This window comes from Nonomuraea sp. B19D2, assembly GCF_040137845.1.
GTDB lineage: Bacteria > Actinomycetota > Actinomycetes > Streptosporangiales > Streptosporangiaceae > Nonomuraea.
The window spans coordinates 102,089-127,781 of the sequence record NZ_JBEFAK010000011.1 but is presented as its reverse complement, the minus strand read 5'-3'; the positions used below and the strand labels follow the sequence as shown (position 1 = coordinate 127,781).

19 protein-coding genes are annotated in these 25,693 nt (G+C 69.0%); 11 read left to right on the top strand and 8 right to left on the bottom strand.

Annotation, left to right across the window (positions count from 1 at the left end; translation table 11 throughout):
- Positions 1-43: 43 nt before the first annotated feature.
- Positions 44-2,626 (bottom strand): alpha-glucan family phosphorylase, encoded by a 2,583-nt coding sequence (gene glgP / locus ABN273_RS21735; RefSeq protein ID WP_349450773.1) that lies wholly within the window; start codon positions 2,624-2,626, stop codon positions 44-46.
- A 281-nt stretch (positions 2,627-2,907) separates the two neighbouring features.
- Between glgP and ABN273_RS21730 the strand changes: the two genes are divergently transcribed.
- The 3 genes from ABN273_RS21730 to ABN273_RS21720 all read left to right on the top strand — a co-directional run bounded on the left by ABN273_RS21730 (position 2,908) and on the right by ABN273_RS21720 (position 8,111).
- The gene (locus tag ABN273_RS21730; RefSeq protein ID WP_349450772.1) at positions 2,908-5,007 is read left to right on the top strand and encodes an alpha-1,4-glucan--maltose-1-phosphate maltosyltransferase; all 2,100 of its coding nucleotides are present in this window, start codon (positions 2,908-2,910) and stop codon (positions 5,005-5,007) included.
- 71 nt (positions 5,008-5,078) lie between these two features.
- Positions 5,079-6,782, top strand: coding sequence for a maltose alpha-D-glucosyltransferase (treS, locus tag ABN273_RS21725; RefSeq protein ID WP_349450771.1), 1,704 nt, complete (start codon positions 5,079-5,081; stop codon positions 6,780-6,782).
- Positions 6,783-6,785: 3 nt separating this feature from the next.
- Complete coding sequence (locus tag ABN273_RS21720; RefSeq protein ID WP_349450770.1) at positions 6,786-8,111, top strand: maltokinase N-terminal cap-like domain-containing protein; 1,326 nt, start codon at positions 6,786-6,788, stop codon at positions 8,109-8,111.
- Positions 8,112-8,136: 25 nt separating this feature from the next.
- Here ABN273_RS21720 and ABN273_RS21715 read toward each other — a convergent pair whose 3' ends face one another.
- Positions 8,137-8,514 carry a winged helix-turn-helix transcriptional regulator gene (locus ABN273_RS21715; protein WP_349450768.1) on the bottom strand — a complete coding sequence of 126 codons (378 nt, stop codon included), beginning with the start codon at positions 8,512-8,514 and terminating at the stop codon, positions 8,137-8,139.
- A gap of 122 nt (positions 8,515-8,636) precedes the next feature.
- On the opposite strand from ABN273_RS21715, the gene ABN273_RS21710 reads away from it, so the two are divergent.
- The 5 genes from ABN273_RS21710 to ABN273_RS21690 all read left to right on the top strand — a co-directional run bounded on the left by ABN273_RS21710 (position 8,637) and on the right by ABN273_RS21690 (position 16,772).
- Complete coding sequence (locus ABN273_RS21710) at positions 8,637-9,512, top strand: NAD(P)-dependent oxidoreductase (protein ID WP_349450767.1); 876 nt, start codon at positions 8,637-8,639, stop codon at positions 9,510-9,512.
- Between the two features lie 145 nt (positions 9,513-9,657).
- Positions 9,658-11,820 (top strand): 1,4-alpha-glucan branching protein GlgB, encoded by a 2,163-nt coding sequence (gene glgB / locus ABN273_RS21705; protein WP_349450929.1) that lies wholly within the window; start codon positions 9,658-9,660, stop codon positions 11,818-11,820.
- 133 nt (positions 11,821-11,953) lie between these two features.
- Positions 11,954-13,822, top strand: coding sequence for a S8 family peptidase (locus ABN273_RS21700; RefSeq protein ID WP_349450766.1), 1,869 nt, complete (start codon positions 11,954-11,956; stop codon positions 13,820-13,822).
- Between the two features lie 129 nt (positions 13,823-13,951).
- Complete coding sequence (locus tag ABN273_RS21695; protein WP_349450765.1) at positions 13,952-15,346, top strand: S8 family peptidase; 1,395 nt, start codon at positions 13,952-13,954, stop codon at positions 15,344-15,346.
- Positions 15,347-15,416: 70 nt separating this feature from the next.
- Positions 15,417-16,772: a S8 family peptidase gene (locus tag ABN273_RS21690; RefSeq protein ID WP_349450764.1), complete on the top strand. Its 1,356-nt coding sequence runs from the start codon at positions 15,417-15,419 to the stop codon at positions 16,770-16,772.
- 51 nt (positions 16,773-16,823) lie between these two features.
- Here the strand turns inward: ABN273_RS21690 and ABN273_RS21685 are convergent, their stop codons facing one another.
- Complete coding sequence (locus ABN273_RS21685) at positions 16,824-17,714, bottom strand: NAD-dependent epimerase/dehydratase family protein (RefSeq protein ID WP_349450763.1); 891 nt, start codon at positions 17,712-17,714, stop codon at positions 16,824-16,826.
- 71 nt (positions 17,715-17,785) lie between these two features.
- Here ABN273_RS21685 and ABN273_RS21680 point away from each other — a divergent pair, with 71 nt between their 5' ends.
- From ABN273_RS21680 to sppA, 3 genes are all read left to right on the top strand, one after another.
- Positions 17,786-18,712, top strand: coding sequence for a GlxA family transcriptional regulator (locus tag ABN273_RS21680; RefSeq protein WP_349450762.1), 927 nt, complete (start codon positions 17,786-17,788; stop codon positions 18,710-18,712).
- Positions 18,713-18,758: 46 nt separating this feature from the next.
- Positions 18,759-19,955, top strand: coding sequence for an FAD-dependent monooxygenase (locus ABN273_RS21675; protein WP_349450761.1), 1,197 nt, complete (start codon positions 18,759-18,761; stop codon positions 19,953-19,955).
- Positions 19,956-20,022: 67 nt separating this feature from the next.
- The gene (gene sppA / locus ABN273_RS21670; protein WP_349450760.1) at positions 20,023-21,720 is read left to right on the top strand and encodes a signal peptide peptidase SppA; all 1,698 of its coding nucleotides are present in this window, start codon (positions 20,023-20,025) and stop codon (positions 21,718-21,720) included.
- Positions 21,721-21,747: 27 nt separating this feature from the next.
- On the opposite strand, the gene ABN273_RS21665 is transcribed toward sppA, so the two are convergent.
- The 5 genes from ABN273_RS21665 to ABN273_RS21645 form a co-directional block, all read right to left on the bottom strand.
- Positions 21,748-22,230 (bottom strand): flavin reductase family protein, encoded by a 483-nt coding sequence (locus ABN273_RS21665; RefSeq protein WP_349450759.1) that lies wholly within the window; start codon positions 22,228-22,230, stop codon positions 21,748-21,750.
- A gap of 73 nt (positions 22,231-22,303) precedes the next feature.
- The gene (locus ABN273_RS21660; RefSeq protein ID WP_349450758.1) at positions 22,304-23,236 is read right to left on the bottom strand and encodes an ABC transporter substrate-binding protein; all 933 of its coding nucleotides are present in this window, start codon (positions 23,234-23,236) and stop codon (positions 22,304-22,306) included.
- Positions 23,237-23,275: 39 nt separating this feature from the next.
- Positions 23,276-23,968 (bottom strand): ABC transporter permease, encoded by a 693-nt coding sequence (locus ABN273_RS21655; protein ID WP_349450757.1) that lies wholly within the window; start codon positions 23,966-23,968, stop codon positions 23,276-23,278.
- Positions 23,965-24,645: an ABC transporter permease gene (locus tag ABN273_RS21650; protein ID WP_349450756.1), complete on the bottom strand. Its 681-nt coding sequence runs from the start codon at positions 24,643-24,645 to the stop codon at positions 23,965-23,967. The genes ABN273_RS21655 and ABN273_RS21650 overlap by 4 nt, the downstream gene beginning before the upstream one ends.
- Entirely contained in the window at positions 24,638-25,678 is a 1,041-nt protein-coding gene (locus ABN273_RS21645) for an ABC transporter ATP-binding protein (RefSeq protein ID WP_349450755.1), read from the bottom strand. Before ABN273_RS21645 ends, ABN273_RS21650 begins: the two co-directional genes overlap by 8 nt.
- Between the last annotated feature and the right edge of the window lie 15 nt (positions 25,679-25,693).

Here is a 25,693-nt window from a genome sequence, read left to right as displayed (position 1 = left end):
ATGCCGTTCGTTTACCGCGATGTGCCGTTGACCCCACCTGCGTTTAACGCAATGTGCCGTTCGTCATGCCCACAGGTTCCTCCGGCACGGCGATGAGCCCGAGTTCCGCGGAAGTCGCCATGAGCGGGTGGTACGGCACGACCCGCACGGTGTAGCCGAACGCTCCCGTACGGTCGAGCGGGACCTCGCCCGTGTAGTGAGCCCGGCCGTCGTCGTCCATCGACGCGACGGCGAGCTTCGCGTACGCCGGATGCACCAGCTCGTCGTGCGGCCCGACCTTGCCGTAGGCCGCCTCGACCAGCACGTCGCCGGGCTCCAGGTCACCGAGCGCGACCGTGGCGCGCAGCTCGACGGAGGCGCCCACCTCCGGCGTGTCCCCCACGCCCGAGGCTTCGACGTGCTCGACGCGCACCCCCGGCCAGGCCTGGGCGACCCGGACCTTCCAGGCCGCGAACGCCTTCGCCGGCGCGTACGAGTCGGCCGACAGCGCGCGAGCCGAGGCGGCGGCCGGGCTGTACAGGTCGACCACGTAGTCCCGCAGCATCCGGCCGGCCAGCACCTTCGGCCCCAGCGAGGTGAGGGTGTGCTTGACCATCTCCATCCAGCGCCGCGGCAGCCCGTCGAGGGCGCGGTCGTAGAACCGGTCGGACACCTCATGCTCGATCAGGTCGTAAAGGGCGGCGGCCTCCAGCTCGTCCCGCCGGTCCGGGTCCGTCACGCCGTCGGCGGTCGGGATCGCCCAGCCGTTGGTGCCGTCGTACCACTCGTCCCACCAGCCGTCGCGGATCGACAGGTTGAGCCCGCCGTTCAGCGCGGACTTCATCCCCGAGGTGCCGGACGCCTCCAGCGGGCGCAGCGGGTTGTTCAGCCAGACGTCGCAGCCCTGGACCATGAGCTGGCCGAGCGCCATGTCGTAGTCGGGCAGGAAGACGATGCGGTGGCGGACGTCCGCCTGGTCGGCGAACTTGACGATCTGCTGGATCAGCTTCTTCCCGCCCTCGTCCGCGGGGTGCGCCTTGCCGGCGATCACGATCTGCACGGGCTTGTCCGGGTCGAGCAGCAGCTGGGTCAGCCGCTTGGGATCGCGCAGCATCAGCGTGAGCCGCTTGTACGACGGCACCCGCCGGGCGAAGCCGATGGTCAGCACCTCGGGGTCCAGCGCGTCGTCGATCCAGCCGAGCTCGGCGTCGGAGGCGCCCCGCCCGCGCCACGATTTGCGCAGGCGTGCCCGGGCGCCCTCGACCAGCCGCTTGCGCAGCGTGCCCCTGATCTGCCAGATGTCGGCGTCGGAGATCTTCTGGATGCCCTCCCAGCCGCGGGCCCGCTCGAGCAGCGAGGGCAGCTCCCGCCCGGCCAGCTCCATGAGCTCCCTGCCGACCCAGGTGGGCGCGTGCACGCCGTTCGTGATCGACCCGATCGGCACCTCGTCGAGGTCGAAGCCCGGCCAGAGGTCCTTGAACATCTCCCGGCTGACCTCGCCGTGCAGCTGGGACACGCCGTTGACACGCTGGGCCAGCCGCATGCCCATGACCGCCATGTTGAACCGGCCGGGATCGGCCTCGGCGCCCAGCGCCAGGATCCGCTCGACGGGCACGGTCGGCCAGGCGTTCGGGCCGCCGAAGTGGCGCTCGATCATGTCCACGGGAAACCTGTCGATGCCCGCGGGGACGGGCGTGTGCGTGGTGAACACCGTGCCCGCCCGAACGGCCTCCAGCGCCTCGTCGAACGAGAGCCGCGCCTCGGTCAGCTCGCGGATGCGCTCGAGGCCGAGGAATCCGGCGTGCCCCTCGTTCGTGTGGAACACCTCGGGCTCGGCGTGTGCGGTGATCTTGCAGTACGCCCTGATCGCGCGCACGCCGCCCACGCCCAGCAGCAGCTCCTGCATGAGCCGGTGGTCGGTGCCCCCGCCGTAGAGGCGGTCGGTGACGTCGCGGGCGGCGGTGTCGTTGTCGGCCACGTCGGAGTCGAGCAGCAGCAGCGGCACCCGTCCCACCTGCGCCACCCACACCTGGGCGTGCAGCTCACGCTCGCCGGGCAGCGCGATGCGGATCTTGACCGGCTCGCCCTCGGGGTCTTTCAGCAGGGTGAGCGGCAGGCCGCCCGCGTCGAGCGACGGGTAGTGCTCCAGCTGCCAGCCCTCGGGCGACAGCGACTGCGTGAAGTAGCCGTGGCGGTAGAGCAGGCCGACCGCGAGGATCGGCACGCCCAGGTCGCTGGCCGCTTTGAGGTGGTCTCCCGCGAGGATGCCCAGGCCGCCCGAATATTGCGGCAGCGCGGCCGCGATGCCGAACTCCGGGGAGAAGTACGCGATGGCACGTGCTCCCTCGGGCAGCGTCTGATACCAGCGCGGCGAGGTCATGTATTCGCGCAGGTCGTCGGCCGCGTCGGCGAGGCGGCGCAGGAAGCGGCGGTCGGCGGCCAGCTCGCTGAGCCGGGCGGGACTGACCGCGCCGAGCAGGGCCACGGGGTCGTGCCCGACCTGCTCCCAGAGGTCGGCGTCGACCTCCGCGAAGAGATCCATCGTCTCCGGGTGCCATGACCAACGGAGATTGTGCACGAGCTCGCCGAGGGCGGCCAGCTCCGCGGGCAGGACGGTGCGGACGGTAAACCGGCGGATAGCTCTCACGTTTCTGCACCCTACGGGCTAGGAGGGACCTCTGAGTCCTTCACCCTCATCAAGACCGTTCAAACCCCTTCCGGGACAAGGCATGAAGAGGGACTATTGGGGCAACTTTCCTCATTGTTGGCTCTCCCGCGGGCACACTCGGGAGGTCTATCCACTGCTGTCCACAATTTACATGCAAGGATCGTGCCTATGGCGGGAAGCGAACAGCAGCCCACCAGAGCTGCATCGACACGGAAAGCCTCCGGTGGCGCCGAGCGCGCCGCCGCAAACCCTTGAATGCGATGATCGGACGAATTCCCATCACGGACATCTCCCCCGTCGTCGACTGCGGGCAGTGGCCCGCAAAGGCGGTCGCCGGCGAGACCTTCCAGGTCTCGGCGACCGTGTTCAGAGAGGGCCATGACGCCGTGGCCGCGGGCGTGGTGATCACCTCGCCCGACGGTCAGCGCGGGCGTCTGAGACGGATGCGCGAGCTCGCCCCCGGCACCGACCGCTGGGGCGTGGACGTGTCCCTGGCCGCCGAGGGTGACTGGCTGTTCCGCGTCGAGGCGTGGAGCGACCCGATCAGCACGTGGCTGCATGACGCCGAGATCAAGATCCCGCGCGGCATGGACGTCGACCTCATGTGCGAGGAAGGCGCCCGGCTGTTCGAGCGGGCGGCCAGGGCCGTACGGGCCGCCGACTGCCCGAACGACCAGCCCAGGAACGGCGCCAAGAGCCAGAACGGCAACGGGTCCAAGGGCCAGAACGGCAACGGCAACGGTGACAGCGCCTGTGGGCACCGGGCGGCCCTGCTGGCGGTCTCCGCCACGCTGCGTGACGAGCAGCTGGACCCCAGGGCCCGGCTCTCGATCGCGCAGCTTCCTGAGACGGCCGCGCTGCTGGAGTCGCACCCGTTCCGGGAGCTGGTGACCAGATCCAAGTCCCACAAGATCAGGGTGGACCGGCGCAGGGCGCTGTACGGCTCGTGGTACGAGTTCTTCCCCAGGTCGGAAGGCTCGGTCGTCAACGAGCTCGGCATCTCCAAGTCCGGAAATTTCCAGACCGCCGCCAAGCGGCTCCCCGCCATCGCCAAGATGGGCTTCGACGTCGTCTACCTGCCGCCCATCCACCCGATCGGCACGACGTTCCGCAAGGGCCGCAACAACACGCTCAGCCCCGAGCCCGACGAGCCGGGCTCGCCGTGGGCCATCGGCTCCGAGGACGGCGGCCACGACGCCGTGCACCCCGATCTGGGCACGATCGAGGACTTCGACGCGTTCGTGGGCCGCACCAAGGAGCTGGGCATGGAGATCGCGCTCGACTTCGCGCTCCAGTGCTCGCCCGACCACCCGTGGGTGAAGGAGCACCCCGAGTGGTTCACGATCAGGGCGGACGGCTCCATCGCGTACGCCGAGAACCCGCCGAAGAAGTACCAGGACATCTACCCGATCAACTTCGACAAGGCTCCCGAGGGCATCTACGCCGAGGTCAAGCGGGTGCTGCGGCACTGGATGGACCACGGCGTGCGGATCTTCCGGGTGGACAACCCGCACACGAAGCCGGTCGGGTTCTGGGAGCGGCTGCTGGCCGACATCCACACGACCGATCCGGATGTGATCTTCCTCGCCGAGGCGTTCACCCGGCCGCCGATGCTCCGCACGCTGGCCAAGGTGGGCTACCACCAGTCATACACGTACTTCACGTGGCGGAACACGAAGGCGGAGGTGGAGACGTACCTCACGGAACTGGCCCATGAGACCTCCGCCTACCTGCGGCCGAACCTGTTCGTGAACACGCCCGACATCCTGCACGAGTTCCTGCAGCACGGCGGCGTGCCCGGCTTCAAGATCAGGGCGGTGCTGGCCGCGCTCGCCTCCCCCACGTGGGGGGTTTACTCCGGGTACGAAATCTTCGAGAACATCCCGGTACGCCCAGGTAGCGAGGAATACCTAGATAGCGAGAAATATCAGTACAAGCCTCGTGATTGGGTTACGGCCGAACGTGAGGGATGGAGCCTGGCCCCCTTCATCACCCATCTGAATTTGTTCCGAAGAGCGCATCCGGCACTGCAGGAATTGCGTAATCTACGGTTCCACAGGGTCGACCAAGGGGACATCGTCTGCTTCTCGAAGCGGCTTCCCGGCGCCTATGACCCGGCCACACGCAGGCACGGGCTGGGCGACGTGGTTCTGGCGGTCATCAACCTGGATCCGCACCACACTCACGAGGCGACTGTTGACCTTGACCTACCAGCCATCGGACTCGACTGGAACGCCGAGTTCGTCGTCGACGACGAGTTGTCGGGCGAGTCGTACCGCTGGCGGCAGAGCAACTACGTACGCCTCGACCCCCACATCCAGCCTGCCCACATTCTCACCGTACGAGCCGCGCCACGGTAGAACTGAATTCAGCGGGGAGTCTTCAACGTGTGTGAAAGCGCCTCCGTCATGAGCCCCTCGTGGGGTGGCTCATGAGCTCCACCACACCCATTCCCAACACCTTTGACGAGGAAAAGCCGCGCGACCCTTACTGGTACAAGCGCGCGGTTTTCTACGAGGTCCTGATCCGGGGTTTCGCCGACTCCAACGGCGACGGGACCGGCGACATCAGAGGGCTCATCAGCAAGCTCGACTATCTCCAGTGGCTCGGGGTCGACTGCCTCTGGCTGCTGCCGCTGTACGAGTCGCCGCTACGTGACGGCGGCTACGACATCGCTGACTTCATGAAGATCCTGCCCGAGTTCGGGGATCTTGGAGACTTCGTGAGGCTCGTGGACGAGGCGCACAAACGCGGCATGCGCGTCATAGCCGACCTCGTCATGAACCACACCAGCGACGCCCACCCGTGGTTCCAGGCGTCCCGGCACGACCCAGAAGGGCCGTTCGGCGACTTCTACGTGTGGTCCGAGACCGATGACAGATACCAGGACGCCCGGATCATCTTCATCGACACCGAGACGTCCAACTGGACCTACGACCCGGTGCGCGGCCAGTACTACTGGCACCGCTTCTTCCACCACCAGCCGGACCTCAACTACGAGAACCCGGACGTGCAGGAGGCCATGCTGGAGGTCCTGCGCTTCTGGCTGGACCTGGGCATCGACGGGTTCAGGCTGGACGCGGTGCCGTACCTCTTCGAGGAGGAGGGCACCAACTGCGAGAACCTGCCGAAGACCCACGAGTACCTCAAGCGGATCAGGGCCGAGGTGGACCGGATCTACCCTGACCGGGTGCTGCTCGCCGAGGCCAACCAGTGGCCGTCGGACGTGGTGGAGTACTTCGGTGATCCGGTGGGCGGCGGGGACGAATGCCACATGGCCTTCCATTTCCCGCTGATGCCCCGCATTTTCATGGCCGTACGCCGGGAGTCTCGCTACCCCATCTCCGAAATTTTGGCGCAAACGCCGAAAATTCCGGAACACTGCCAGTGGGGGATCTTCCTCCGCAACCACGACGAGCTGACGCTCGAGATGGTCACGGACGAGGAACGCGACTACATGTACACCGAGTACGCCAAGGACCCCCGCATGCGGGCGAACGTCGGCATCCGCCGCCGCCTGGCGCCCCTGCTGGAGAACGACCGCAACCAGATCGAGCTGTTCACCGCGCTGCTCCTGTCGCTGCCCGGCTCCCCCGTGCTCTACTACGGCGACGAGATCGGCATGGGCGACAACATCTGGCTCGGCGACCGCGACGGCGTGCGCACGCCCATGCAGTGGGACCCCGACCGCAACGCCGGCTTCTCCGACTGCGATCCCGGCCGGCTCTACCTGCCGGTCATCATGGACCCGATCTACGGCTACCAGGGCATCAACGTCGAGGCCCACCAGAAGAACGCCGGCTCACTGCTGCACTGGACCAGGCGCATGATCGAGATCCGCAAGCGCCACCCGGTGTTCGGCGTGGGCGGCTACGCCGAGCTCAACTCCTCCAACCCCAGCGTGCTCGCGTTCGTCAGGGAGCTGGGGGACGACCGGATGCTCTGCGTGAACAACCTGTCACGCTTCCCGCAGCCGGTCGAGCTCGACCTGCGGAGATTCGTCGGCGTCTCGCCTGTTGAAACGATGGGTGGAGTCCCATTCCCGGCAATTGGCGAACTTCCGTATCTTTTGACGCTTCCTGGGCATGGGTTCTATTGGTTCACTCTCCCGCCGGCGATCACCCAGGAGGAGTAGGACGTGCTTGATGAGCTCCTTGCCGCATGGATCGGACGCCAGCGTTGGTTCGGCGGCAAGGGGCGCCCGATCGACGAGTTGTCGATCGAATCGGACGTCGAGCTGACGCACGGGCTGAGACACCTGATCGTCGCCGTGTGGCAGGACGGCTCGCGCGACCGCTACCAGATCCTGCTCGGCGAGCGCACCGAGTTCCCCGACCGCCTGACGCACGCGCTCATCGGCACGCTGGGCGACGTCTACCTGTACGACGCCGTCCACGACCCCGACCGGACGAGCTGGCTGCTCGACGGCATGGCACGTGACGAGACCGACAACGGCCTGCGCATGCGCCACGTGCCCGGCGTAACCATCGACACCGCCCAGCGCAGCCTCGTGCTGGGGGCCGAGCAGTCCAACACCTCGCTCGTGTATGGGGACCTGTACATCTGCAAGCTCTTCCGCCGCCTCATCCCCGGCGTCAACCCGGAGCTGGAGATCATCACCGCGCTGGCGGCCAGGGGCGCGCCGCACATCGCGCAGCCGTACGGGTGGATCGAGACGGACCTCGACGGGACCGACACCACCCTCGCGATCGCGCAGGAGTTCCTGGCCACCGCGAACGACGGCTGGGATCTCGCCCTGACCAGCGTGCGCGACCTGTACGCGTCGCTGCCCGAGGTGCCCGCGGCCGAGGCGGGCGGGGACTTCGCGGCCGAGTCGCTGCGCCTCGGCGTCGCCACCGCGCAGGTGCACCACGAGCTGGCCGCGGCCTTCCCCACCGACATCATCGAGTCGCACGAGGTCAAGCGGATGGCCGAGGCCTTCAGGCGCAAGCTGGGGCGGGCGGTGGCGGAGGTGCCCGAGCTGCGCGGCCATGTGAGCGTTATCGAGGATGCCTACCACCAGGTGGAACTGCTCACCCACGAGGTTCCCGTGCAGCGGATCCACGGGGACTACCACCTGGGCCAGGTCATGCGCACGCCGACGGACTGGGTGGTGCTGGACTTCGAGGGCGAGCCGGGGCAGCCGTTGGCCGAGCGCAGGGCGCTGTACTCGCCGCTGCGTGACGTGGCGGGGATGCTGCGCTCGTTCGACTACGCGGCCAGGCACCTGCTGGCCGGCCACTCCGAGGCCGAGAACCTGGAGCCCCGGGCCGAGGAGTGGGCCGACCGCAACCGCGCCGCGTTCCTCGAGGGATACATGGAGGGGGGCGGCGTGATCACGCGCGGGGACGCGGCGCTGCTGCGGGCGTTCGAGCTGTCCAAGGCGGTGTACGAGGTCGTGTACGAGGCCCGCAACCGGCCCACCTGGATCTCGATCCCGCTGGCCGCCTTCCGCCCCCGCTGAGCTCCTCAGGCAGCTGCATCCGCTGCTATCGCCGCACTGACGCGGCAACGTTGACGGTGACCTTTTCTGCCCCGATCCGCCGCATGCGTTCGGTGCCCCACTTTCCCAAGGGGGCCAGGGCAGCGTTGAGTGAGACGCCGTGCTCCGTCAGGGAGTACTCGACCTTCGGCGGCACCTCGCGGTACACCTCACGATGCACGAGCCCGTCTTCTTCCATCTCCCGTAGATGTTGAATCAACATCTTCTCACTGACGCCCGGCAGACCGCGTCGGAGCTCGGCGAACCGGCGGGTCCCGTAGTGGTGCAGCTCCCAGAGGATCAGCGACTTCCACTTGCCGGCGACTACGTCCATCGCCGCGTCGATGCCGCAGAAGTAGGGACCGCGTCGTGCCGATGTTGCCATCCGCCCCCTCCAATCCGTACTTACCCACAGGTGAGTACCCGACTAATTAGTCCGTACTGGTCAACCTTACCGGCAGCCGAGAGGATTCAGCCGATCGATGAACACGAGGGGGAGCCCCAAAAATGACAACCAACGACAGCGTCCAGGTGAGCGTTCTCGGGCTGGGGGCGATGGGTAGCGCCCTCGCAGCCGCCCTGGTCAAGGCCGGATACGCGACAACCGTCTGGAACCGCTCACCGGGGAAGGCGGACGACCTCGTCGCGCAGGGCGCCAAGGCCGCTGCCACGGCCGGCGACGCCGTCCTGGCCGGCCAGCTGATGATCGTATGCCTGCTGGACCACGCGTCGGTCCACGAGGTGCTCGATCCGCTCTCCGATGAGCTGGCCGGACGAACCTTGATCAACGTAACCACGACGTCACCGGCTCAGTCACGGGAGTTGGCCGACTGGGCTGCCCATGCCGGGGTCGCGTATCTGGACGGCGGCATCATGGCCGTACCGCACATGATCGGCCAGCCTGGGGCATCGATCCTCTACAGCGGATCGGCAGAGGTCTTCAATCAGCACAAGCCGCTACTCGATCTGTGGGCAACCTCTACCTACTTCGGGGAGGATGCCGGGTTGGCGTCCCTGTACGACCTGGCCCTACTTGCGGGCATGTACGTCATGTTCGCCGGATTCATGCACGGCGCCGCCATGGTTGCGCCCGCCGGTGTGACGGCCGGCGAGTTCGCGGGCATGGCCGCACCTTGGCTGACCGCCATGACCGGCGCCTTCCATGGGTTCGCCGCAGTCATCGACGGTGGGGACTACACCGTCGAAGGACAGCAGAGCCTCGAGTTCTCCAACCTCAGCAACCTCCTGGCCGCCAGTTCCGACCAGGGCATCAGCACCGAGGTGGTCGCCATGGTCCAACGGCTCATCCAACGCCAGATTGACGCAGGCCACGGAGCGGAAGGCTTCGCCCGGATCATCGAGAGCATCAAGCAACCGGGCTGAGAGCCCACGCTCCCAGGGCGTCCCAGCACGCTTATCCGCACGACCTCTTTAAACCCAGGATTTCGCACTTTCGGTGATTGTCTCGGTGAAAGCGGGCAGTGCCTGGGATGGACGGTCATCATAGGGCAGGGTTGGGAGCATGCCGATGAGGACAGAGCTCGACCGCCTCGCGGGAGGGGCACACCACGATCCGCACTCCGTGCTGGGAGCGCACCCGGTCTCCGGTGGGATGGTCTTCCGCACCTTGCGCCCGCTGGCCGAGCGGGTGCGGGTGGTGCTGGACGACGGCACGGCCCACGACATGAAACACCAGGCCCACGGGGTGTTCGAGGTGACGCTCCCCGGCCTGGACAAGGTGCCCGACTACACGCTGAGCGTCAAGTACGCCGGCCACGACCCGTACGAGGTGCGCGACCCGTACCGGCACTGGCCCACGCTCGGCGAGGTGGACCTGCACCTCATCGGCGAGGGGCGGCACGAGCGGCTGTGGGAGGCGCTCGGCGCCCGCGTGCTGAAACACGAGGACGTCGAGGGCACGTCGTTCGCCGTCTGGGCGCCCAACGCGCGCGGCATCCGGGTCGTCGGCGACTTCAACCACTGGGACGGCACCGCCTACCCGATGCGCTCGCTGGGCCGCTCAGGCGTGTGGGAGCTGTTCATTCCCGGGATCGGGATGGGCGAGCGGTACAAGTTCCAGATCCTGGGCGCGGACGGCGTGTGGCGCGACAAGGCCGACCCGATGGCCAGGCGCACCGAGGTGCCGCCGCTGACGGCGTCCGTGGTCGACAAGTCGGCCTACGCCTGGGGGGACGACGCCTGGCGCGCCGACCGGGGCGAGCAGCGCGCGCTGGAAGGGCCGATGAGCGTCTACGAGGTGCACCTGGGGTCGTGGCGGCCCGGGCTGTCGTACGTGGAGCTGGCCGAGCAGCTCTCCTCGTACGTGTCCGACATGGGGTTCACGCACGTGGAGCTGCTGCCGGTGGCCGAGCACCCGTTCGGCGGGTCGTGGGGCTACCAGGTGACGTCCTACTACGCGCCGACGGCCAGGTTCGGCACGCCCGACGAGTTCCGCCACTTCGTGGACCTGATGCACCAGCGCGGCATCGGCGTGCTGCTGGACTGGGTGCCTGCGCACTTCCCGATGGACGACTGGGCGCTGGCGCGCTTCGACGGCACCCCGCTCTATGAGCACGCCGACCCGGCCAGGGGCGAGCACCCGGACTGGGGCACGTACGTGTTCGACTTCGGCCGCAGGGAGGTGCGCAACTTCCTGGTGGCCAACGCGCTCTACTGGCTGAAGGAGTTCCACATCGACGGGCTGCGGGTGGACGCGGTGGCGTCGATGCTCTACCTCGACTACTCGCGGCGCGAGGGCGAGTGGACGCCGAACGTCTACGGCGGCAGGGAGAACCTCGACGCGGTCGAGTTCCTCAAGGAGATGAACTCCGTCGTCTACCGGGAGGCGCCCGGCATCTCGACCGTCGCCGAGGAGTCGACGGCCTGGCCGGGGGTCTCGCGCCCGGTGCACCTGGGCGGGCTCGGGTTCGGGTTCAAGTGGAACATGGGCTGGATGCACGACACGCTCGAATATCTGCGCCACGAGCCGATCTTCCGCCAGTACCACCACCATCAGCTGACGTTCTCGCTGCTGTACGCGTACTCCGAGAACTACGTGCTGCCGCTGTCCCACGACGAGGTCGTGCACGGCAAGGGGTCGCTGCTCGGCAAGATGCCGGGCGACGAGTGGCAGCGCTTCGCGCAGCTGCGGGCGCTGCTGGCGTTCATGTGGGCGCATCCGGGCAAGCAGCTGCTGTTCATGGGCGGCGAGTTCGGCCAGGGGTCGGAGTGGTCGGAGGAGCGCGGGCTGGACTGGTGGGTGCTGGAGTTCGACGGGCATCAGGGCGTGCAACGGCTGGTGCGCGACCTGAACCGGATCTACCGCGAGACCGCCGCGCTGTGGGAGCAGGACTCCAGGCCCGAGGGGTTCCGGTGGATCGACGCCGACGACGCCTCCGGTAACACGTTCTCGTTCCTCCGCTACGCGAACGACGGGTCCGCGGTGGCGTGCGTGGTCAACTTCAGTGGCGCGCCGCACGAGAACTACCGGCTCGGCCTCCCGTACGCGGGCCAGTGGTCGGAGGTGGTCAACACCGACGCCTACGACTACTGGGGCAGCGGCGTGGGCAACCTGGGCACCGTCGAAGCCGATGGCGAGCCGTGGCACGGGCTGCCGCACTCGGCCACGCTCCGGGTGCCGCCGCTCGGCGCTGTGTGGCTCACTCACGAGGGAGACACCCTGAACGCTTAAGGCCACGATCGATTGAAGCCACGATCGATTGAAGCCAAGCGCACGCTGAAAGTTCGGTGAGAAACCGGCCAGGAGGTCTGTGCCTGTCCGATAAATCACCTTAAACTCCGAGATCATCCCCCTCGGAGGACGCGTGCGACTTCGCCCCCTGATCGTGAGCACGATCGCGCTGGCCCTGCTGCCGCTGTCTGGTCCGGCCTACGCCGAGGACCCGACACCCGCTCCCAGCGACTCCCCAGGCCAGACCAAGGTGGAGGAGGGGTTAGGCGTCGACGGCGGGACCGTACGGGCCATCGTCGAGCTGACCGAGCCCGCGCAGAACGCCCCCGTCGCGGCCCAGGCGGCGGCCGAGAGCGTGGATGTGCTGCTCCAGCCGCTGAGCCAGTCGTTCATGGTCGTGGAGGGCACCGCGGAGGAGCTGGCCGAGCTGGCCGAGGATCCGCGGGTCACGTCCATCCACCGGGACAGGACGTACTCGCCGGTGGACGTCGGCCCCAACCTCAAGCTGATCGGCGCCGACCAGGCGCAGGCCAGGGGCCACACCGGCAGCGGGCAGGCGGTGGCCGTGCTGGACACCGGCATCGACCGGGACCACCCGTGGTTCGGGAACAGGATCGTGGACGAAGCCTGCTTCTCCGCCGTGGAGCCCGGTGTCGAGTCGCTCTGCCCGAACGGCCAGACGTCCCAGACGGGCGCGGGCTCGGCCGCCGCCACGACGGCGAAGTGCCTGGCGGACGGCGTGAACCTGTGCGAGCACGGCAGCCACGTCGCGGGCATCGCGGCCGGCACCGGAGGGGTGGCGCCGGGCGCGAACATCGTGGCCGTGCAGGTGTTCAGCCGGGTCAACGACGAGGACGTCTGCGGCGAGCCCTCGTGCCTGCTGGCGTTCGAGTCGTCGCTGCGGCAGGCCATGGACTACGTGGCGACCCTGAACCAGCCGATCGCCGCGGTGAACCTCAGCCTGGGCGGCGAGCTCTCGGAGACCGGCTGCGACGCCAGCGAGGAAGGCGCGATCTTCAAACCGAAGATCGACGCCCTGCTGACCAAGGGCATCGCGACCGTGGTGGCCGCGGGGAACGAGTACTTCGAAGGGGCGTCGTACCCGGCCTGCATCTCCTCCGCGGTGGCCGTCGGGGCGAACGACAACAACGACGCCATCGCGGACTTCTCCAACCGCGGCGCCATCGTGGACCTGTTCGCGCCGGGCGTGGACGTCGAGTCGTCCGTCCCGGACAACCGGACGGCCGTGTTCAGCGGCACCTCGATGGCGACCCCGCACGTGGCCGGCGCGCTTGCGCTGATGAAGGCGGCCTCGCCGAACACGCCGATGGCCGATCTGATCAACACGCTGAAAACCACTGGCAGGCCGTACGCGTACCAGGCCAACGGTACGCAGGTCACCACGCCGCGCCTGGACCTGGCGGCGGCCCTGGCCGGGGCGTCGCCGCAGCCGACCATCACGCAGTCGCCGCCGGCCGAGGACGCCCCCGTGCCGGACCCGTCGGACAGCAGCGGCCCCAGCCCCGAGCCCGACGAGCCGAGTGACCCGGCGCCGGAGCAGCCCTCGGCCTCCAGCTCGCCGGTCCCGCTGCCCACGGTCACCGTGACCGTGACGGTCACGCCGACCCCGAAGGCCACCGCGCAGGTCTGCACGCGGGGCACCGCCGCGACGAAGCTGACGGCCGCCAATTGGGCCGCGGAGATCCACCGCAGCAGCGGCACGATCCCGGACGCCACGCTCACCTGCTACCTGAAGCTGATCGGCAAGTCGAGCAAGGTGTTCCCCGAGGTGACGAAGGCGTCCTCGCTCGGCAAGGCGTACCGGGTGCTGAAGAACACCAGGACCAGCAAGGCCAAGCTGGACAGCGCGCTGCTCACGACCTGGCTGAACTGGGCCCACGGCACGAACGGCACCACGAAGCTGACCGCCGCCGAGAAGGTGCGGCTGAGCGGCAAGTCGTCCGCTGCGGCGCTGAGGAAGGCGGCGAAAAACATTAAGTAGCGGGCTCTGAGCCCGCATGAAGCAAAAATGCCTCCAACGTTTCTCCGGTCCACATACGCCACTGACATCACTGTTGTCGCAGGTGGGGAAGTATGCGGCTGTACACGAGCCGGGATCCTGGAGGAACACGTGAGGCTACGATCTCTGCTGGGCGGCGCCCTGGCGCTGGTCGCGACGTCCGCCGTGCTCTGTGCCGCCCCGGCGCTCCTGGCCGAGACCGAGCCTCCGGCGCCCCGGTCCGGCGCGGGCAACGGGCCGCTCATCAGCCCCGCGCTCGTCGCGGAGGTACGGACGACGTCCAGGGTGCGCTCCATCATCCAGGTCAAGCCCGGGCAGAGCGTCGAAGCCGTCGCCAAGGACCTCGAGCAGGCCTCCTCGACCAGCCGGGTCCTGGAGGCCACGTCCTCGCCGCACTTCTTCGTCGCCGAGGTGGACAGCGCGACGCTCGCGAAGCTCGAGCAGGACGAGCGGGTCCAGGCCGTCTACAAGGACGAGCTGCGCACGCCCGCACTCGCCACCAGCACCGCCCTCATCCACTCGGATCGGGCGAACCAGGCGGGCTGGACCGGAAAGGGCACCACGGTCGCCATTCTGGACACGGGGATCGACCGGGACCATCCATTCCTCGCCGGCCGGATCGCTGACGAGGCGTGCTTCTCCTCCTCCGACCCCCGCGACGGCACCGTCTCGCTCTGCCCGAACAACCAGCACACTCAGACCGGCCCCGGCGCGGCCGACGCCGAGACGGCCCAGTGCATCGTCAGGGGCGCGAACGCCTGTTCCCACGGCACGCACGTGGCCGGCATCGCCGCCGGCCGGATGACCCCGGGCGCGCCCGCCAGCGGCGTCGCCCCCGAGGCGCGCATCCTGCCGATCCAGGTCTTCACCCGCATCGACAACGCGGCGACCTGCCTCATCGGCAACACTCCCCCGCCGTGCTTCCTCAGCTACATCTCCGACGAGAAGCTGGCGCTCGAGTACGTCGCGCGGGCGGTCACGACCCACAACATCGCCGCGGTGAACCTGAGCCTCGGCGGCGGCGGCCCGTTCACTCAGGCATGTGACGCGGACGCGGTCGCCGCCGCGGTCAAGCCCGAGTTCGACACGCTGGTGAGCCTGGGCGTGGCTCCCGTGGTGGCGGCGGGCAACAACGGCTTCGCGGACGGCATCGTCGCCCCCGCCTGCCTCTCCAGCGCCATCGCGGTGGGCGCCACCGACGACTACGACCGCCTGGCCGGCTTCACCAACCGGGGTTCGCTGCTCGACCTGTTCGCGCCGGGCGTGGGCATCACCTCCTCTGCGCCCGACGACACGTACGCGGTGCACAGCGGCACCTCGATGGCCGCGCCGCACGTGACGGGGATGTTCGCGCTGATGAAGCAGGCGTACCCCGGCTTCACGGTCGCGCAGAGCCTGCAGCACCTGCAGGGGACGGGCGCGGCGATCCGGTACTTCGCCGCAGGCGCCCCCGTGACCACGGCCAGGATCGACGCGGAGCACGCCACCGCGGCCGCCCACGCGTGATGCTCTGACATCAGTTGCCCCATTAACTACACTTCTGCAACAAACACCCCCGATCCCCCCGGAGGAACAGTTGAGACTCCCGTCTCTACTGGCCGGTGCCATCGCGTTAGCCGCTACCTCGGCCGCGCTGGTCGCCACACCCGCCCTCGCCGACCCCGACTCCAAGATCGACCCCGCGATCAACGCGAGCGGCGAGCACCGCGCCATCGTCCGCGTGCAACAACCCGCACAGGTGGCGTCCGTGCAATCCACCGCGGAGGCGGTCAAGCGGGACAAGAAGAACGTCTACGCGGAGCCACCCGCCGAGGTGGCGGGCAAGCTGGACTTCTTCGTCTACCGCGGCACCCGCGCCGAACTCGAGAAGATCGCCGAGCAGTCCGACGTCGTCTCCATCCGCAAGGACCGGCTCAACGAGCCCTCGCTGGTGGAGAGCATCCCGCTGATCGGCGCGGACCGTGCCCACCGGCAGGGCTTCACGGGCAGGGGCACGGCCGTCGCGATCCTCGACTCCGGCATCGACAACGACCACCCCGCCTTCGGCAACCGCATCGTCGCCCAGGCCTGCTTCTCGGCCGCCGACCCGGCCGACAACTCCACGCCGCTGTGCCCGAACGGCAGCCAGTTCCAGATCGGTGACGGCGCGGCCGACGCCGAGACGGCCGCGTGCATGACGGGCGCCCCGCAGCCCCAGTACGGCCTGTGCTACCACGGCACGCACGTCGCGGGCATCACGGCCGGCCAGGCCACCGCCGACTTCCCGGCCGCCGGCGTGGCGCCCAAGGCCAAGATCGTCCCGGTGCAGGTGTTCAGCCGCTTCGACGGCTCCCCGTACTGCGCCGGCCGCCCGGTCTGCATCCTGGCGTACGACTCCTCGATCCTGACCGGCATGGCGTACGCGGACCTGCTGGCCGACCAGTACGACATCGCCTCCGTCAACCTGAGCCTGGGCGGCGGCCAGTACACCGAGGCCTGCGACGAGGGCGACGGGGCCGACTTCAAGGCCGAGGTCGACAAGCTCCTCGCCAAGGGCACCGCCACGGTGGTCGCGTCGGGCAACAACGGCTGGGACGCGGCGGTGTCGTGGCCCGCGTGCGTCTCGAACACGATCGCGGTGGGCGCCACGGACAAGAAGGACGCGATCGCCTCCTTCTCGAACCGGGGGGCGCTGCTCGACGTGTTCGCGCCCGGGGTGGCGATCAAGGCGGCGATCACGGGGAACACGTACGCGACGCTGAACGGCACGTCCATGGCCGCCCCGCACGTGACGGGCGCCCTGGCCCTGCTCCACCAGAAGCGGCGCCACGTGGGGGTGGACCAGCTGGTCGACCTGTTGAAGCGCACGGGCAAGCCGATCACGTACACGAGCGCGGGGACGGAGGTCACGACGCCCCGCATCAACGTGTACGCGGCCCTGCACAGCCGCTAGGTCCGCACCGGGGCGACGGGCGGGTGATGCGCCCGTCGCCCCGGAAAACCGCTAGATCACTTCCCGGAGCACGTCGTCGACCGGGGTGGCGCTCACGCCGAGGATCTTCTCGGTCTCGGAGAAGTCGATGACGAAGGGGTGGCCGGGCTTCTCGAGCACTTCGTGCATTTCCGCCCAGAACGGCTCGGTGAACTCGAGCAGGGTCAGGTCGCGTTCGGTCATCGCCTCCATCCGCGGCTTCGGCGCCCCCGCGAGCTCGGCGAGTCGCCCCGCCAGTTCCCGCACCGACAGGGTCGAGGTGGGTACGTGCCAGGCCCGGCCGAACGCCTGCTCCCTGCGGCTCGCGGCGACCAGCGTACGCGCGGTGTCGCCGATCGCCGAGTAACTGTGCGGCACGTCGAGTTCCTGCGGCACCAGGGCAAGCCTGCCTTCAAGGACCTGCCGCTGCACCATGAGGCTGAACACCGAGAAGGCGCCGGCGCCGTAGAACTGGGCGGCCCGCACCTCGGTGACCTTCACCCCTGAGGCGGCGGCTTCCTCCCACACCAGCGCCCTGGCCCGCCCCTTGGGCCCGGTCGCGGTCAGCGGGAAGTCCGGCCTGATCGGCCCCTGCACCGGCCCGTAGGCGTAGAGGTTGCCGAGCATGACGTAGTCGGCCCCGGTCCGCCGCACCGCGCTGAGCAGCGACGCCGACAGGATCGGAAATTGCTCGGGCCAGGTGTGGTACGGCGGCGCGGCGGTGGTGAACAGCGTGTCCGCGCCCTCGGCCAGCTCGGTGAGCCGATCGGTGTCGGTCGCGTCCGCGGCTACCTTCTCGACGAGCGGGTGGTCGGGCCCGCCGCCGGCGCGGCTGATCATCCGTACCCGCTCGCCGTCCTCGGCCAGCAGCAGAGCGGTCCTCGACGCGGCGGCCCCGCGACCCACGATCACATGAAATTTCATGATTACAACGGTGCCGACCTGCGGCCTCGTAGCATAGAGGCCTGAATGCCAAGTATCCGGAGGATCTGGCCATGCACCGCATCGCCGCCGTCATCGTGCCCCCTGTGCTGAGCTTCGACATCTCGATCCCGCTCATGGTGTTCGACAACGGCTCCCACTACGACGTGCGCGTCTGTACGGCGCGGCCCGGCCGGGTGCCGACCGTCGGCGGTCCCGACGTGGTGGTGACGGACGGCCTGGAGGCGATGGAGGGCGCCGACACCGTGATCGCCGTCGGCAGCGGCGGCGAGCAGGCTCCCACGGAGGTCCTCGACGCCTTGCGGAAGGCCGCGGCCCGCGGAGCCCGGATCGCCTCGCTGTGCACGGGCGCATTCGTGCTGGCCCAGGCCGGCCTGCTCGACAGGCGCCGCGCCACCACCCACTGGGGGCTGGCCGGCGACCTCGCCGCCCGCTTCCCGTCGATCGATGTCCGGCCCGACGTCCTGTTCGTCGAGGACGGCGGCATCTTCACCTCGGCGGGCGCCGCGGCCGCCATTGACCTGTGCCTGCATCTGATCAGGCTCGACTACGGAGCGGCGGTGGCCAACGTGGCGGCGCGGCTCGCGGTCGTCTCCCCCGTACGGCCCGGTGGCCAGGCCCAGTTCATCGAGACGCCGCTGCCTCCCGAGCGCGGCACCTCACTCGCCCCCACCCGGGCGTGGGCGCTCGAGCACCTCGACCGCCCGCTCGCCCTGGCCGACCTGGCCGGTCACGCCAAGGTGAGCGTGCGGACGCTGACCAGGCGCTTCCACGCGGAGACCGGGCTGAGCCCGCTCCAGTGGCTGCTGCACCGGCGCGTGGACCGGGCCAGGGAACTGCTGGAGACCACCGAGCTGCCCATGGATCAGGTCGCCGGGAAGAGCGGTCTGGGCAGCGCGGACTCCCTCCGCAAGCACCTGGTCAGCCGGGTCGGGCTCACTCCCACGGCCTACCGTGCGAGCTTCACCCGGGTGGGGTGAGCGCGGGGTGAGCCGGCGGTGAGCCCTCCCGAGCAGGCTCTGCGTCATGAAGAACAGCAACATCCTGATCTCCGGCGCCTCCGTCGCCGGCCCCGCGCTCGCCTACTGGCTCCGCCGCCACGGCTTCAACCCCACGATCGTGGAGCGCGCCCCCGCGCTGCGCGACGGCGGCTACGCCGTCGACTTCCGCGGCGAGGCGCACCTGTCGATCCTGCGCCGCATGGGCATACTGACCGACCTCGAACGCGCCCGCACCGGCATGGGCTCCATGTCGTACGTCAACAGCGCGGGCAAGCCACAGGGCGAAATGCCCGCCGACCTCTTCGCCGGGGACATCGAGATCCTCCGGGGCGACCTGGCACGCATTCTCTACGACGCCACCAAGGAGCACACCGAGTACATCTTCGGCGACTCCATCACCTCGCTCGCCGAGGACGACCACGGCGTGACCGTCGCCTTCGAACGCACCCCGCCCCGCAGGTTCGACCTGGTGATCGGCGCCGACGGGCTGCACTCCAACACCCGCCGCCTGACGTTCGGGCCGGAGGAGCGGTTCGTCAAGCACCTCGGCGTCTACTGCGCGATCTTCACCACGGCCAACCACCTCGGGCTCGACCACACCGGGCACGCCTACCGCACCGCGGGCAGGCTGGTCGCGATGTACAGCTCCCGCCACAACACCGAGGCCAAGGCCGTCTTCTACTTCGGCTCCCCGCTGCTGGACCTCGACCGCCGCGACGTGGCCAGGCAGCAGGCCGTTCTCGCGGAGCACTTCACGGGCAACGGCTGGCAGAGCGACCGCCTGCTGCAGGACATGCGGCACGCGCCCGACTTCTACTTCGACTCGGTCGGCCAGGTCCGCATGGACTCCTGGACGCGAGGCCGGGTCGCCCTGGTCGGCGACGCCGCCTACTGCCCCTCTTCCCTGTCGGGCATGGGCACGGGGCTCGCCGTGGTCGGCGCGTACGTCCTGGCGGGCGAGCTGGCCGCCGCGCACGGCGACCACCATGTCGCGTTCGCCCGCTACGAGGAGGAGGTGCGTGAGTACGCGGCCGGCTGCCAGAAGATGGGCGACGGCGTCGCCAACCTCATGGTTCCGTCAAGCCGTTTCATGGCCGGGCTGCTCAACCGCTACTACAGGCTCATGCCCTACCTGCCGGGGAAGAACATGGTCTCCAAGATCGCCCGCAGGACCGCCGAGAACATCACGCTACGCGACTACAGGGACGTCGCCCGGCGATAGCGGTCACCGGGGCCCCACTTCCAAACAGCTGAGCGCATCTCAAATCGTGTCGCTTAGGGTGGCATCTATGGAGGCAGGCAAGGCGATCTTCGAAACCGTGGAAAAACTTCGCCAGCGGCGCACCGCCCCGCTGGTGCTGGAGCTCGATCTCACAGAGGGTCTCACCGAGGGCCCGCCGACGGACCCGCTCTCCGCGGTGCTGTCCATGCGCAAGACGCGCCTGTCCGACGTCCTGTCCGGCCTCAAGCGGGCCAGGCAGGACTCCAGGGTCAAGGCCCTGGTGGTGAAGATCGGCAGCAACCCGCTGGGCCTGGCCATGGTGCAGGAGCTGCGCCAGGCGGTGATCCACTTCAGAGCCTCGGGCAAGCTGACCGTCGCCTTCGCCGAGACGTTCGGGGAGTTCGGCGGCGGCACGGTGCCCTACTACCTGGCCTCCGCCTTCGAACGCGTCTACCTGCAGCCCAGCGGCGACGTCGGGCTGACCGGGGTGGCGCTGGAGCAGCGCTTCGTCAAGGGGGCGCTGACCAAGCTGGGAGTGGGGTACGAGGCGGGGCAGCGGCACGAGTACAAGACCGCCGTCAACACCTTCACCCAGGACCACATGACCGACCCGCACCGCGAGTCCATGAGCCGCATCGTCGAGTCGGTCACCGAGAGCCTCATCACGGGTATCGCCGACGGGCGCCGGCTCGACCCAGGCAAGGTCCGCGAGCTGATCGACCGCGGCCCGTTCACCGCCGGCGAGGCGGAGGAGGCCGGGCTGGTCGACCGGCTCGCGTACCGGGACGAGGTGTACGACGAGGTCAAGCAGGCGGCGGGCGACGACGCGCACCTCCTGTACGTGTCCCGGTACACCAGGGGCGCGGCCGTGAAGAAGCTGCCGCACCCGACGGCGGACGGGATCGCGCTCATCCACGGCACCGGCATGATCAGGACCGGCCGCAGCGGGCGCAGCCCGCTCGGCGGTGGCGGGGCGATGGGCTCCGACACGATCAGCGCCGCCTTCCGCGCGGCCAGGCGGGACCAGCACGTCAAGGCCGTCGTGTTCCGGGTGGACAGCCCCGGCGGCTCGTACGTGGCCTCCGACACGGTGTGGCGCGAGGTGATCCTGACGCGCAAGGTCAAGCCGGTGATCGTCTCCATGGGCGACCTGGCTGCCTCCGGCGGCTACTTCATCGCGATGGCCGCCGACGTGATCGTGGCCCAGCCCGGCACGCTGACGGGCTCGATCGGCGTGTACGGCGGCAAGCCGGTCCTTTCCGAAATGCTCGAAAAAATCGGGATAAATTCGGAAATGGTCGCCGAGGGGACCAACGCCGGCATGTTCTCCACCTCCCGCGGCTTCTCCCCCGAACAGTGGGAACGCGTGAACGCCTGGCTCGACCGGATCTACTACGACTTCGTGGGCAAGGTGGCTCAGAGCCGGGACCTCACCCGGGAGCGCGCGCACGAGCTGGCCCGCGGCCGCGTGTGGACCGGCGCCGACGCGCACGCCGGCGGGCTCGTGGACGAGCTGGGCGGCCTGGAGGACGCGCTGGCCCTGGCCAGGAAGCGCACCGGCCTCGCCGACGACGCCCCCGTCCGCACCTATCCTCGGCTCAACCCGCTGGAGCGGCTGCGCGGACCCGAGTCCAGCGAGGACAAGTCCGCCGCCCTGGCCCGGATCCGGCTCGACGCGTGGGGACCACTCGCCCGCCTCTCCGCAGAGCTCGGCCTCCCGGCCGCGGGTCCCCTTCTCCTGCCTGACTGGTACGTGCTCCGCTGACGCCTCGACCTGGGCGGATGTTGCGCATCACGTCCCTGCCGCACGGTAGCGGCCGCGGAGCCGTACCAGGGGTTGGAGCGATGGGTTGACGTAGGCGACGGAGACGACGGTGGCGACGAAGAGCGTGTGATCTCCGGCCGGGACCACCTTGGTGGTCTCGGCCTCCAGGGCGGCCACCCCGCCCTCCACCACCAGCGCGTCCGTGTGCTCGCCCCGATGGTGCGGAGTGCCCGCCAGCAGCAGCCGGGCGCTGGGCCGGCCGGCGGTGGCGAAACGGCTGGCGATGGCCGCCTGGCCGGACGACAGGAGGGAGGCCGCCCAGCGGTCCTGGCGGAGCAGGACCTCGTTGAGATAGCCGCCGCTGGCCAGGCTCACCAGCACGAGCGGGGGCTCCAGCGAGACCGACATCAGCGCCGACACCGTGGCGCCCAGGTCGTCGCGCCCGTCGCGTACGGTCACCACCGCCACCCCGGCCGCGAGCTGCGCCATCGCCTCCGTGAACTCGCTCACAGAGACAGTCTCCGCGAAGTCGCAGCGCAACCGGAACGTGAGGGCCCCCGACGAGCGGGAACCCTCACCGGCGTCAGCCGAGGCCGTTGGAGGTCAGCCATTCCTTGGCCACCGTGGCGGGCTCGTCCTTGTTGACGGAGATCTTCTGCATCATGTCCAGGAGGGACTGCGTCGACAGCTTCGCCGAGACGGCGTTCAGCGTGGTCTTGATCGTGTCGGTCGCGCCCGCCTTGAAGAGCAGCGGCGTCACGTTCTGGGCGGGGAAGATGTTCTTGGGGTCCTGCAGCGGCACGAGGTTGTTCGCCGTCATCTTGGGGTCGGTGGTGAACACGTTGCCGACCTGGATCGTGCCGTCCTTGATCGCGTCAGCGGTGGTCGGGCCCGTGGGCTTCCACTCCTTGAACTCGATCCCGTAGACCTCCTTGAAGCGCGCCTCCCACCGCTTCTTGAACTCGGGCGGGCCGCCCACGATGAAGTTCTTGGAGACCTTGGCCAGGTCCTCCATGGTGTTCAGCGACTGCTTGGTCTGGGTGTCCTTGGTGATCGACAGGCTGTCCTTGTCCTCGGCCGGCGAGGAGTCGAGGACCTCCAGCTCGGCCGGCAGCTTCTCCTTCAGCGCGGCGTTGACCTCGTCGGTGGTCGCGGCCGTGTTCTTCAGGTCGACGAAGGCCAGCAGGTTGCCGTTGTACTCGGGCACGATCGTCAGGCCGCCGCTCTTGACCTGGTCGTACACGGCCTCGCGGCTGCCGATGCGCACCTTCTCCTCGACCTGCACGCCCTTGGCCTCAAGCGCCTGGGCGTAGATGGAACTGAGCAGCGCGCTCTCGTCGAAGTCGAACGACCCGATGACGGCCTTGCCCCCGCCCGCGCCCGAAGCCGAACCACTGGGCGCCGCGCTCGAGGTGTCGAGCGGATTGCCTCCAGTGCTACCGCCGCCGCCACCGCAGGCGGCCAGCCCGAGCATCGCTGACATGAGCACCGCAGCGATGCCGTACTTGCGTCCCATTTCGATTTTCCCTTCTAAAGCGGGAGGTAATAGGGGAGACTATCGAACCTTCAGCCTCCGGCTCACCCCCGGGGAGACCGTCATTCTCTGGGCGAGCGTGAACAGTACCTGCACTACGAGGGCGAACAGCACAATCAGTACTGAACCCCCGACAACGCTCGCGTAATCCTTCGTCGCGAAACCGTCGATCACGTACCTTCCGAGGCCGCCGAGTCCCGTGTACGCGGCCACGGTGGTGGTGGCCACGACCTGGATCGCCGACAACCGGCAGCCCAGCAGGATCAGCGGCAGCGCGACCGGCACGAGCACCCGTCCGAGCACCTGCCCGCCGCGCAGCCCCATCCCGTACGCGGCGTCCCGCAGCTCGGGATCGACCCCCTTGATGCCCTCGAACGTGTTGACGAGGATCGGCGGGATCGAGAGCAGCACCAGCGGGATGATCACCGGCCAGATCGAGGCCGTGCCCAGCAGCAGCACGAACATCACCAGCAGGCCGAGCGTGGGCAGCGCCCTGGCCAGGTTCGCGGAGACGACGATGATCACCTCGCCCCGGCCCGTGTGGCCGATCACCAGCCCCAGCGGCACCGCGATCAGCGCGGCCAGCACCAGCGCCAGCGCCGAGAACTCGAAATGCTCCAGCAGGCGCATGGGGATGCCGGAAGAGCCCGACCAGTTGTCGCCGTTCCCGAAGAAGTCGGCCAGCCAGCCGAAGAACGCGGTCAGCCAGCTCACGAACCCGTCCCCTTTCGTGCCCGTACCCATGGAGTGAGCAGCCGCTGCGCCAGCACCAGCAGCCCGTCGGCGATCAGCGCCAGTGCCACGATCAGCACGATGCCGACGATCACGGGCGGCATGAACGGGTTCTGGTACGCCCGCGTGAACAGCCCGCCGAGCCCTCCTTGCCCGATCAGCGCACCCACGCTGACCAGGCTGATGCTGGAGACCGCCACCACCCGCAGCCCCGCCAGCACCACGGGGACGGCGATCGGCAGCTCCACCGCGATCAGCCTGCGCAATGGCGTGAACCCCATCGCGACGGCCGACTGCCGCACGTGGTCGGGCACCGAGCCCAGCCCGTCCACGACGGCCGGGATGAGCACGGCCATGCCGTAGAAGGTCAGCGGGATGATCACAGTGGTCTGCGACAACCCGGTCACCGAGATCAGCAGCATGAAGACGGGGAGCGAGGGAAGCGCGTAGACGACGTTCATGAAGCCGGAAGTGGGCTGGTAGAGCCAGCGCCAGCGCACGCAGGCGAGCCCCAGCGGCAGCGCGACGACCAGCGCGACCAGGATCGGCACCAGGGACATGGTCAGGTGGTCGATGAGCAGGTTCTTGATGCTGTCGACCCGGCCGGTGTCCCAGTTGCGCCCGATCCACTCCCAGATGGAAGGGGGACCGTCAGCCATCTGCCGCCTCCGCGAGCGCCTCGTCGAGCGCCTCCCTCGTGGCCACACCGACGACCTTGCCCTGGTCGTCCACGGCCACGGCGCAGCCGGACGGCGACAGCAGCGCCGCGTCGAGCGCCGTGCGCATCGAGTCACGCCCGTGCACGAAGGTCCCGTACGGCTCCAGCTCGTCGGGCCGCGACGCGGAGACCCACCCGGTCGGCCGGCCGTCCGCGTCCATGACGAGCCGCCACGGCTCGTCCTCGGTGCCGGTCAGGTCGGTACGCAACCGCAGCCCCTCCGTCGAGACGAACTGCAGCCGCCTGATCCCCCTGTCATGCCCGAGGAACTCCCGCACGAAGTCGTCGGCCGGTTCGGACAGCAGCGTCTTGGGGCTGGCGATCTGCGCCAGCTTGCCGCCCACCCGCAGCACCGCCACGCGGTCGCCCAGCTTGATGGCCTCGTCGATGTCGTGGGTGACGAACACGATGGTCTTGTTCAGCTCGGACTGGAGCCTGAGCAGCTCGTCCTGCAGGCTCGTGCGCACCACCGGGTCCACCGCGCTGAACGGCTCGTCCATGAGCAGCACGGGCGGGTCCGCGGCCAGCGCCCTGGCCACGCCCACGCGCTGCTGCTGACCGCCCGAGAGCTGGAACGGGTAGCGCCCGGCGAGCGCGGGGTCGAGGCCGACGCGTTCGAGCAGCTCCATGGCCCTGGCGCGGGCCTTCTTCTTGTCCCAGCCGAGCAGGTAGGGGACAGTGGCGATGTTGTCGACGATCTTCCGGTGCGGGAACAGCCCGGCCTGCTGGATGACGTACCCGATGCCGCGCCGCAGCGTCGGCGGGTCGATGCCCTGCACGGGCGTGCCGTCGAGGAGGATCTGGCCCTCGGAGGCGTCGATCATGCGATTGATCATCCGGAGCGAGGTCGTTTTCCCGCAGCCCGAGGGGCCGACGAGCACGGTGATCTCACCCGTGGGCGCCTCGAGGTCGAGGCGGTCCACGGCGACCGTTCCGTCCGGATAGCGTTTGGTGACAGCGTCGAATGTGATCACGCGCGAACTCTCGCT